9 protein-coding genes and 1 other annotated feature are annotated in these 10,343 nt (G+C 45.0%); of the genes, 3 read left to right on the top strand and 6 right to left on the bottom strand.

The window, feature by feature from the left end:
- Window positions 1-175: 175 nt before the first annotated feature.
- The 5 genes from D479_RS15235 to D479_RS15215 form a co-directional block, all read right to left on the bottom strand.
- Window positions 176-901: an ABC transporter ATP-binding protein gene (locus D479_RS15235; RefSeq protein WP_008638697.1), complete on the bottom strand. Its 726-nt coding sequence runs from the start codon at window positions 899-901 to the stop codon at window positions 176-178.
- Between the two features lie 15 nt (window positions 902-916).
- The gene (locus D479_RS15230) at window positions 917-1,942 is read right to left on the bottom strand and encodes an ABC transporter permease (RefSeq protein ID WP_081594842.1); all 1,026 of its coding nucleotides are present in this window, start codon (window positions 1,940-1,942) and stop codon (window positions 917-919) included.
- Window positions 1,911-3,125, bottom strand: coding sequence for an ABC transporter permease (locus D479_RS15225; RefSeq protein WP_008638694.1), 1,215 nt, complete (start codon window positions 3,123-3,125; stop codon window positions 1,911-1,913). Before D479_RS15225 ends, D479_RS15230 begins: the two co-directional genes overlap by 32 nt.
- A gap of 39 nt (window positions 3,126-3,164) precedes the next feature.
- Complete coding sequence (locus D479_RS15220; RefSeq protein ID WP_008638692.1) at window positions 3,165-4,778, bottom strand: DUF6583 family protein; 1,614 nt, start codon at window positions 4,776-4,778, stop codon at window positions 3,165-3,167.
- Between the two features lie 367 nt (window positions 4,779-5,145).
- On the bottom strand, window positions 5,146-5,577 hold the full coding sequence (locus D479_RS15215; protein WP_008638690.1) for a VOC family protein: 432 nt from the start codon (window positions 5,575-5,577) through the stop codon (window positions 5,146-5,148).
- A gap of 285 nt (window positions 5,578-5,862) precedes the next feature.
- Window positions 5,863-6,076: a binding site (T-box leader), on the top strand.
- Between the two features lie 101 nt (window positions 6,077-6,177).
- Between D479_RS15215 and D479_RS15210 the strand changes: the two genes are divergently transcribed.
- From D479_RS15210 to D479_RS15200, 3 genes are all read left to right on the top strand, one after another.
- Complete coding sequence (locus tag D479_RS15210; protein ID WP_008638687.1) at window positions 6,178-7,521, top strand: sodium-dependent transporter; 1,344 nt, start codon at window positions 6,178-6,180, stop codon at window positions 7,519-7,521.
- A gap of 328 nt (window positions 7,522-7,849) precedes the next feature.
- The gene (locus D479_RS15205; protein ID WP_008638683.1) at window positions 7,850-8,050 is read left to right on the top strand and encodes a hypothetical protein; all 201 of its coding nucleotides are present in this window, start codon (window positions 7,850-7,852) and stop codon (window positions 8,048-8,050) included.
- Window positions 8,051-8,262: 212 nt separating this feature from the next.
- Window positions 8,263-8,769: a DoxX family protein gene (locus D479_RS15200; RefSeq protein ID WP_008638675.1), complete on the top strand. Its 507-nt coding sequence runs from the start codon at window positions 8,263-8,265 to the stop codon at window positions 8,767-8,769.
- Window positions 8,770-8,805: 36 nt separating this feature from the next.
- On the opposite strand, the gene D479_RS15195 is transcribed toward D479_RS15200, so the two are convergent.
- The gene (locus D479_RS15195; protein WP_008638665.1) at window positions 8,806-10,221 is read right to left on the bottom strand and encodes a peptide MFS transporter; all 1,416 of its coding nucleotides are present in this window, start codon (window positions 10,219-10,221) and stop codon (window positions 8,806-8,808) included.
- Between the last annotated feature and the right edge of the window lie 122 nt (window positions 10,222-10,343).

The raw sequence follows: 10,343 nt of genomic DNA, 5'->3' as shown, positions 1-10,343 counted from the left end.
TAAAAAATTAGTAAAATAATGAATATTTTTGTTTATAAAAAACCGGATTCCTCCCTAAGGAAAGAAATCCGGTTGATTGGAACTATATAAAAAGAAGGAAGCCCCTCAAAAAGTGAGAGGATTCTACACCAAATGACACTTGATTCATCCGACCCTGTCTTCCAATAAGTCTCCTTTATGAAAATTCAAGAATACGCTTTAACTCTTTGTGAGATTCATAGGACTTAAGCAGTTCTTCCTTCCCTTCCATCCACTCTGCCTGCGACCCTTGGAAGATCGGTTTCTTTTCAGCAAAGAGAAGGAACTCATCACTCAACGTTTTTAATTCATACCAGTCATGACTGATATAAATGAGCGTCTTGCCATCTGCATGAAGCTGCCTTAACCATGATAGAATATCCTCCTTTGCTGCAAGATCGACGCCGGCCGTAGGCTCATCCAAAAGACAGATTCGAGGATTCCGCATCAGTCCGATGCATAAGTTTACTTTCCGTTTCCACCCCCCGGAAAGGCGATCCACCCGCTGCTGGTACACTTCGTCAAGCCGCAGCATTTCGATCATCGTCTGAAGAAAACCTTCATCTACTTTCCCCTTCTCCAGTTTTCTCCAAAAGGAAATCTGTTCTTTGACTGTCAATTCCTCATAGAGCGCAATGTCCTGTGGCACGTAACCAATATCTGCCCGGACACGGCGCACGGCCTTGTCATACGGTATGTCATCATAGAAGACTTTTCCTTTCGTAGGACGATCGAGGGATGCAACCAACTTTAGAAACGTGGACTTACCGGCACCGTTTGGACCAATGACACCGACGGAGCTTCCCTCTCGAATCGTCAGAGTAAACGGTTCAAGCACTTCTTTTCGCTTATATTTCTTGGAAACGTTTTGTAAATGAATCATGACTGTACTCCCTTCCTACCATTTCTTCACGAGCCAGTAATGGGGCCACATATCGAGGTATCCGATTCCGGATACGGTCAGCATGAATGATGCGAGGGCAAGCAGCAGTAAGACAGGAATCGACCACCGCTTCCTCCCCGTCCCCATGAATAAACACCAGGTGATAAATAAAGTAACAGCGAATACAAGGATACTGCGGATGACCCACTCCTCGATTAACTCTTGAGGAGTAGCAGCGAAATAAAAGAGTCCGCAGATACTCAGAGCGAAGCTGCCGATTCCAACTAAACCGAACAATAGAAAATGATGAAAGAAATAGCGCGTCGTTGTCCCCTGCAGCAATCGGATACGATCAAGGCGTCCTTCTCGATCGTCAGCCAATATTGTTCGAAGGAAGAAGAGAGCAAGCATCCAGCTGTACAAGAAATATAATTGGATAACCATCACCTGCCAGCCTTCCAGTTTAGGAGCTTCCATTGATGGATTTTCCGGGGATCGTTCCGTAAAGCGGACTTGGAACAAAGGCTCCGGTTCCCAGAACTCTTCCGAATAAGCAAACGCTTCTTCAAAGGATGCCGTGCCGTTCGCTGCCGAGACGTCCACCCCTGCTTTTGCATTGAGGGCAAGCCGCATAACTTGAGCTCCAACCGCCTCTTTAGCAAAAACGTCTAATAGTGATTCATCCGCCCGTATCCATGTGACAACATTGTCCACCTGCCCAAGCCGTATCGTATCTTCAAGGCCGCTTTCCAAAATAAAGGCAGCCTCCATGGTACCTTTCCTTACCGCTTTTTCTGCTTCTTCTTTCGTCATAGCAGTAAAACGGAGCCGTTCTGCCTCTTGGAGACGTTCGAGAATGATTCGTGAGTAGGAACTGTCATCCTCGTCAGCAATGGCTACCGGCACAGCCGTCTCTTCTGCTGTCCTTTCAAGCAATGGATATAAAATACATGTCGAAAGAAGTGGAAATAAGAAAAGCAGCAGAAAAAGAACCGGGCGCTTCTTCCATTTATTTAGATGTAAAGATAGATAAGTAAGCATCCCGCTTCTCCCTCCATAATGCAGCCGCCAAGCCAAGAATGTTCAAACCTACTCCCCACAAAGCCAAGCCTGTCAGATGTCCCCGTTCATCCTCATCGAGCAGAGCTGATTGAAAGACATCATAACTTAATTGATAAGGATTCCAGTTCTGGGACAGCCACTCAGGTAAATAAATTCTCGGCACCCATGCCCCAGCACTTAAAAGACCGATAATGGATATAACAAATAAGATTAAGAACCTCATGCCTGCCGGGATTTGTAGGGAGAAAAGGAGAACGGCAAAGGCAGACATCCACAATGCGGCAAGCAGAAGCCCAAGATGAAGGGTAGCAGACTGCACCAATGCAGCATCTGTGCGGGAAGTGATTGCAACGAGCAGCTCCAACATTCCAAATGTTACAAAGCCCCATTTCCACTGCTTTGCCATGACCCAATGGACAAAGGTGATATCAGCCATCCGCCACCTCATCAGAATGGACCCTGTTTCCCTGTTTCCGTCGAGCATCTGATAACAAACGAGAAAAAGGAAGATGAACGTCATCATAACAGCGAGATACGCATGCCTCTCCCATCCGATACCGGCTCCTGAAACCACCATCTCTTCCTCAAAAACATCGTTCCGGTCCAGTGCGAATAAACTATAAGTTATGATGACCTCCTGAAGCCGTCTGTTTCTTTCCCCTTCAGGCATTTCGCGGATACTTAAATCATAAACAGCATTAACAGCACTCTGGGATGCCGATATGTAGTCGGCTCCACTATCCAGAAGTACTTGAAGCATCGTTGCATCCACAGGATCGTCTTCATTCGTCATGACAACGATTGGATCATTCTCACCGTTCATCAGACTGCTCGTAAATCCTTCCGGAATCATCATGACACCGGCAAGCTCCCCTTGTTCAAAAGCCGCTTCTGCCTCTTTCGCATCCATCGGGGTAAGCGTCAATGCCTGACTCAGCCGCTTCTCTTCTGAAAGCTGATTGATAAGTGCTTTTGTCTGGAACGTATCGTCCTCATCAACCACCGCCGCCCGTACAGGCTCTGCGCCTTCTTCTACGAAGCTTTGAAGCATCAATGCTACGAGTACGATCAATAGTAAGGGAATAGCAATAGATAAAAAAAGAGGGGCAGGCCGTTTGACGGCTGCCCTCATTTCATAACGCAATAACGAGAACCCATTCATACGACCTGCCTCCTTTTCTCACTCAGGGTGTTCATCGGATTAGAAACCTGCACCGAAACCGCCCATAATGGAGTTAAGATGTTCCTGGAAGTTCATTTGAACTTCTTGACCAATCTGCATCATTTCCTCATCGGAAACGTCCATAAGCTGAACTGTGTTGTTCTCTTCCAGTGCCGGGAACTCAAGGTCATCCGTAAACGTCAAGTTGTTGTCGAAATTGAACTCAATGTCTGCAGACATATTGCCCATCGCAGGATCATCCATGCTCAGATTCAAACCGAAATCTGTTTTCTGGTTGACTTTATTGTCGCCGTCTTCCTTGGAAGTCGTGTTAATAAATCCAGAAATCGCCGGCATTGCCTGCTGTTCGAAAGCTTCTCCGCCAAGTTTCAGTTCGAAGTCTGACTTAGAACCTTCGTTCGTGTAGTCCGTGTTCAAAAGAAGGTCGGCTGTAAAGTTATCCTGCTCGAAGTCTGACTTCACTCCGATTGTATAATCAACGTGAAGTCCTTTATCTTTCTCTTCACCTTTCTCTTCATACTTAACAGCAATGCTCTCGTCTTTACTGTCAGGGGAAAGGTTAACATCAAAGGTAGACGTGTACTTATCTTCGCCATCCTTCATGTAGTCGTTAGAGATTGCAACCTTAATTGTTTCGTCCGTATCATCAGCAATGTTCATTGTCCAAGTCTGGTGGGCTACTAAATCGTCCTTGATGTAGGCTTCACCAGTGATTCCACCAGGGATTTTAACTTTGTCGATATTTTCGATTGCTTTATCAAGCTCTGCCTGAAGGTCTTCCATTTGAACTCCTTCGACATTTCCTTGAAGCGCTGCCTGCTGTTCCAGCGTATCCTGGATGCGCTCATCTTCTTTCACTTTCTCAAGAAGGGTAACAAGCATCTGCTTCGCTTCTTTTTCACTGATTTCAATCGTTACTTTATCATATTTCTCGCCTTCATATTCTTCGCCTTCAGAAAGCGTGAACTGATCCTGCTTCAACTCTTTACCCAAAGCTACTGCATACTCTGTCAACATTTCTTTCGCTTCTTCCTGCGTCATTTGAGACTGCGCATATTCAGCGAAATTAGGGAGTTCTTCCAAACCTTCGGAAGATCCTGTGTATTTGGTAAGGACATCACCAAGCTGATCGTTGCCGAATGCAAAATACTTATCATATACAAATGGAGCCTGTGCAGCGAAAGTATCTTCGCTCTGATAGAAGTTACCATTTGCCAAACTGCTTCCCTGCATCTGCAGATCCATGCCTCCGTAAAGTTCCTTTGTTTCAGGATTGTACTTGCTGTCGAGATTCAACTGTACGGTTGAAAGTACCCCTTGAATCATCGCTACTTCAGGGAAGACCTGTTGAACCTGGTCTCCTTGGAAATTCATATCCATTGTCACTGTGCCTTCCGACTTATACGCTTCTTTCATTTGACGGTCTGCAAGTTCCATCTGGTCTTCTGTGTATTCAGCCATGCGTTCTGTCTGCTCATCGATCGTATTCTTCTGAGCATCCATGTACATAACCATAGGATTGTTCTCTTTAAGTAATGCAAAAGCCGTTCCTCCGATTGCTGCAATAACTACGACTGTCAGGATGATAATTAACCACTTATTCATCCCTTTTTTCTTTGGTTGTTCGCTCATGTACCTCTCCCTTTCTTCTTTTTAATACCATTTCTGACTATACTTACGTGAGTCGTTTGAGAAAAGTTTCAAGAAATGTCCATATTTCTTGAAAAACCTTCCTCATTATACACCGATATATACCCCATTCCTACACATAATCGGCAAAAAAATACAAAAAATATGCCTGGATTATCCAACTAAATATCTATTCAGCATATTTTGGACCGGAGGGACTGGAAAAGTCAGCACGTATTTATCCTATCGGAGGGCAGCTGAGCTTATGACCATTATTATACAATTGATGTTGGAGAGTTATATTGAAGGATTGAAGGAGAAAGGGAGACACAGTCAGACAGTATCTCCCACAAATAAAAGAAAGTAAAGATCAGCTGGAAGGTTCCTCATCCACATTAATTTGGAATGTGATGCCGAACTTGTCCTTTACCTGCCCGTAGACCGGACTCCAATCCGTCTTCTGCAGAGGCATGATGGTCTCCCCTTCCGCCGCAAGCGCGTTGAAGATATGCTGCGCCGTCTCCTCATCATCAGGAAGAATGGCCAATTGGACGTTTTCTCCCTGTTTTAAAGACATGCCGGGATACGAATCCGAAAACATGATGTCTGCCTCTCCTGCTTTCAATTGTGCATGCATAATCCGGTCTTTCATTTCATCCGGCAGTGGATGATCAGGGTTTTCAGGCATGTCCTTGAACTTCATGATTCCTGTTATACGGCCCTGGAGTGCTTCTTCATAAAAAGCCAGCGCCTCTCTTGCATTCCCGTCGAACACTAAATAAGGGGTCAATTTGATAGACATTTCAACCACTCCTTCTTCAATTTTTAAGAACGTATGTTCCTATTAAGGATACACCAAGAAAAGACGGGACGCCACCTATATTTTTATTATTCCGAAAATATTGTTCCGTTTTTTGCCTTGGGTTTATAACACTCAAAATCCCTTTGTTTATTTAAATTTTCCCACTTCCACTTGCAAACACCCCTTCTGACAGGGACTATTTCTATACGGCCTTCCGCTATTTCCAAAATAGATTGACAACCTTATAGAAAGCATGATAAAAATGATAACAACCAATAAACATGCAGAACGGCTTTGAAAGAAATACAGTAGCGACTTTTTCCCTGTCACAGAGAACCGGTGGTTGGTGGGAACCGGCACACAAAAGGTACGTGAATTTCATTTCTGGAGCTTTTTTTGCCTTCGGGCAGAAGACGGTGACGACCGTTATACGTTTGAGTGATGGGGATTTTTTGTCTCCATAATCAGGGTGGTACCGCGATAAAAAATCGTCCCTACGGCATGTAGGGGCGATTTTTTATTGTTTTTTCGGAGGAAGACTTTAGTGGTTCTCTGCGCCAAAGAGTCTTTCAATTTCATTGGAAAAGGAGCTTAGTCACTATGAAACAACAAGAGCAATGGACATCCAAGCTCGGCTTCATTCTTGCAGCCGCAGGATCCGCTATCGGACTGGGTGCAATATGGAAATTCCCGTATATTGCCGGTCAAAATGGAGGAGGAGCATTCTTTCTTCTCTTCATCTTATTTACTTTGTTTCTCGGGCTTCCGCTGCTTCTGGCGGAATTCTCCATTGGACGTACATCCCAGAAAGACGCCATTGCATCCTATAAAGAAATCGCCCCCCGGACGAAGTGGCATTGGGTAGGTATTCTCGGAATGATTACTTCATTCCTGCTTTTATCCTTCTATAGTGTCATCGGCGGCTGGATTGTGGCTTATTTATACAAAGTCATCACGGGCCAACTCAATGATTTGTCCTCAACCGATTACGCGGATGTTTTCGGGAGCACCATTTCCAATCCCGGAATCAGCCTGCTCGTCCAGTTTATCTTTATGATCCTTACGATTCTAGTAGTAGCCCGAGGCGTTCAAAAGGGTATTGAGCAAGCCAGTAAAATTATGATGCCGGTCTTATTCTTACTATTTATCCTGCTTGTCATCCGTGCTGTGACGCTCGACGGAGCTATGGAAGGAATCACGTTCCTGCTGCAGCCGGATTTCAGCAAAGTAACATCACAAACCGTTCTGGAAGCAATGGGGCAGTCCTTCTTCACTCTTAGTGTCGGCGTGTCCGTCATGGTGACGTACAGCTCTTACCTGCCAAAATCAGAAAGTCTTCCTAGAGCGGCCTTTTCCATCGGTGGAATGAACATCTTCATCGTATTGTTGGCGGGGCTTGCTATTTTCCCTGCTGTCTTCGCCTTCGGACTTGAACCGGATGCTGGGCCTGTGTTGCTATTCCAGGTACTCCCGACGATCTTCAGCCAGCTTCCTTTCGGCATGGTATTCTTCGGGGCATTCCTGCTTTTGTTCCTATTCGCAGCTTTGACCTCTGCCTTCTCGATGCTTGAGATCATCGTTTCCGTCCTATCAAAAGGAGACACTCGGAAAAGGAAAAAATGGGCCTGGATCATCGGACTTGCGATCTTTATCGTCGGTACGCCGTCCACACTTTCCTACGGCTTACTCGCAGACTATACGCTGTTCGGCCGTACGTTCTTCGACAACATGGATTACGCCGTCAGTAACGTCCTGTTCCCGATTGGTTCCCTGTTGATTGCCCTGTTTGTCGCAAATAAAATGAAGAAAAGCGCTTTATATGAAGAACTCAGTCATGGCAGCAGTCTGAAAAAAGGGTTGTTCAATGTGTGGTTCATCCTGCTTCGCTATGTCGCACCCTTACTAATCATCATCGTTATGCTTGATGTGATCGGAGTTATCTAAAAAACTTATCCGGTTGAGAAAAGAGTTGTAAGCTCGAATTACCTCGATGTGATTATGGAAGCCCCATTACGGCAAGGGGCGGAGAGAAACAGGCAGCGTCCAACGGCGGAATAATGCAGCGATGAGGACGCTCACCTGCCGCCCCGTGGAAGGCGTCCCGTTTTGAACACTTCCTCTACCTATGAAATGTATTACTTCACCAAGTTGAATGAACAGAGGGATACCCCCCTCTGTTCTTTTTTTATAAAATCATGAAAGCTCCCTTCTTTTATTTTCCAGGTGATTGAGGTACCATGAGGTAGAAAACCAAGGAACGGAGTGATTACGAGTGACTAAACGATTCATGCTTTTCAATACTATTTTTCACGGAATCATCCTTGTGCTGGCCTTTTTCATCGTCACGGTTTATGCCCTCGATGGCTTCCAAGTCTTCTATATGGCGATTGGAACACTGATTGCAGCTAACAGCATTTTCCGTATTTTCAAAGGGATGAAGCACCTGCGTTTACGAAAGGACCAAGCAGTGTGAAAAGAAGCCTCTATACTTTGGAGGCTTCTTTTCATAAAAGTAAACAGGAACCGTGCAATAGTCATGATAAAGACATATGTTATCGTCCAATTTGTGAAATGGTGAACAAAGTTATAGCCCTCCATCCTTTTCCAGCTTATACTGTAAGTGTAAGGAAGAGCTCTTATCCATTATCATGTGAAATGGTGAACAAACTAAAAGGAGTGAGAAAAATGATTAATGATCTTTTGCGGAATAACAAGGTTGCTGCTGGTGTGTTGACGTTCGTACGGTTGTATCTTGGGTATGTGTGGCTGACTTCCGGTATTGGAAAATTAACAGGAGGCTTCGAAGTTCAGGGGTTTCTGCAAGGGGCGATCGGCAAAGCGGAAGGGGCGCATCCAGCTGTCCAAAGCTGGTGGGCCGTATTTCTTGAACAAGTGGCACTTCCAAACCACGAACTGTTCGCCTTCCTCGTCATGTGGGGCGAAGTTCTCGTAGGTCTGGCATTGATACTCGGCTTATTTACGAACCTTGCCGCTCTTGGCGGAATCATGATGAACTTCAGCTTCCTGTTAAGCGGAACGACAAGCACCAATCCGCAAATGGCGATATTAACCATATTCCTCCTCGTCGCAGGTGCGAACGCAGGACGTTACGGCCTCGACCGCTGGGTGCTCCCATATTTGATGAAGAAAACAGAACAGAAGCGGCATAAACGAGTGCTTGCTCATACGTAAAAAAAAGGACTTCCTTAATTGGAAGTCCTTTCTTCGTTATGCTGTTTTCATTTGATCTTCTTTCTCCAGCTCTTCCAAGTTCATCAGTTTCTGAATCTGCTTGGTCAATGCGAGAAGAATGAAGCCGAGAACGATGGCAGCCAGACCGATATAAACATAGATCTCCAGGTAACCTGCCTCTGTCGTCCATGATGCAACGACACCGGCAAGCTTGTTGGATGCTGCGTTACTTAAGAACCATACGCCCATTAACACAGAGGCGAACTTGACAGGGGACATTTTCGTAACCATCGACAAGCCGATTGGTGACAGACAAAGCTCTCCTATCGTATGAAGCAGGTATGTGATCACCATGAAGCCAGCGCTTACTTTCATCGTTACATTATCCGGATCACTGCCTGTGGCCATTACTGCAGGGATCAAGACCATGAAACCAAGTCCTAACAGAATGAGGCCGAACGCCATTTTTGTCGGTACACTGAAATCCCCACGCTTCGTTTTCGTCAGTTTCAACCATATAGCTGACACGACTGGAGCAAACAGCAGGATGAACAGCGGGTTCAAAGACTGGAACCAGGATACAGGAATTTCATAACCGAAAATGGTACGGTCGATGAAATCTCGTGTGTATAACGTGAACGATGCACCTGCCTGTTCGAATCCTACCCAGAACATGATGACAAACACAGCGAGAATCAATATGACCAACGTCCGCTGTTTCTCTTGTTTCGTAAGCGGCTTCGCCTTCTCTTTCTTTACGGGAGCCGCCTTCGTACGGGCAGGCTTCGTACCGATATCACCCAAGTATTTCTTAGAAAGTGCATTAAAAAGAACCTGACCGATGATCATACCGAGAGAAGATGCAAGGAATGCGAATTTGAAACCGAAGTGCTCTACTCCATTTACGGTGGAGTAAAAAATATCCTGATAAAGGAGACCCGCAATCAATGGTGAGAAGAAAGCACCAAGATTAATTCCCATATAGAAGATGGTGAATGCAGAGTCTTTCCTTGAATCATTCTTATCATAGAGCTCACCCACGAGGGTGGAAATATTCGGTTTAAAGAAACCGTTACCTATAATTAATAGAAGCAAGCCTAAGTATAATCCCCATTGCTCTTGCACGAGGAACAGCGTAAAGTCACCAAGGGCCATTGTAATACCACCAATGGTGATCCCTGTCCGCAATCCCATGAACTTGTCCGTCAGCCAGCCGCCGATCATCGGAGTCAAGTAAACGAGACCGATATAGTTACCATAAAGAACAAGCGCTTGGCTGTCACTCATTCCAAGACCGCCGCTTACCAGCTCAGCCGTCAAGTATAGAACAAGAAAGGAACGAATGCCGTAATAACTGTAGCGTTCCCACATTTCCGTAATGAAGAGCAGGAATAAACCAGGCGGATGTTTTCCATTACCTTGTTTCGGTGCGTTATCAATAGTTGCCTGCACTATTATTCCCTCCATTTGTAAAAGTGTGTTAGTTTTTAGAAATTTCATTATAAATCAAAATTCGACATATGTAAGTAATAAATGAAAAAGTCTTTATTTTACTATAATTAAAAGTTTTTAGA

The sequence above is a fragment of the Halobacillus sp. BAB-2008 genome, from assembly GCF_000328325.1.
GTDB lineage: Bacteria > Bacillota > Bacilli > Bacillales > Halobacillaceae > Halobacillus.
The sequence above is the reverse complement of the archived record's forward strand: the minus strand, read 5'-3'. Positions and strand labels throughout refer to the sequence as shown.

Excerpts from the sequence above, each read along its gene's own strand:
- D479_RS15235 (WP_008638697.1), bottom strand. The coding sequence starts at position 901 with ATGATTCATTTACAAAACGTTTCCAAGAAATATAAGCGAAAAGAAGTG.
- D479_RS15230 (WP_081594842.1), bottom strand. The coding sequence starts at position 1,942 with ATGCTTACTTATCTATCTTTACATCTAAATAAATGGAAGAAGCGCCCG.
- D479_RS15225 (WP_008638694.1), bottom strand. The coding sequence starts at position 3,125 with ATGAATGGGTTCTCGTTATTGCGTTATGAAATGAGGGCAGCCGTCAAA.
- D479_RS15220 (WP_008638692.1), bottom strand. The coding sequence starts at position 4,778 with ATGAGCGAACAACCAAAGAAAAAAGGGATGAATAAGTGGTTAATTATC.
- D479_RS15215 (WP_008638690.1), bottom strand. The coding sequence starts at position 5,577 with ATGTCTATCAAATTGACCCCTTATTTAGTGTTCGACGGGAATGCAAGA.
- D479_RS15210 (WP_008638687.1), top strand. The coding sequence starts at position 6,178 with ATGAAACAACAAGAGCAATGGACATCCAAGCTCGGCTTCATTCTTGCA.
- D479_RS15200 (WP_008638675.1), top strand. The coding sequence starts at position 8,263 with ATGATTAATGATCTTTTGCGGAATAACAAGGTTGCTGCTGGTGTGTTG.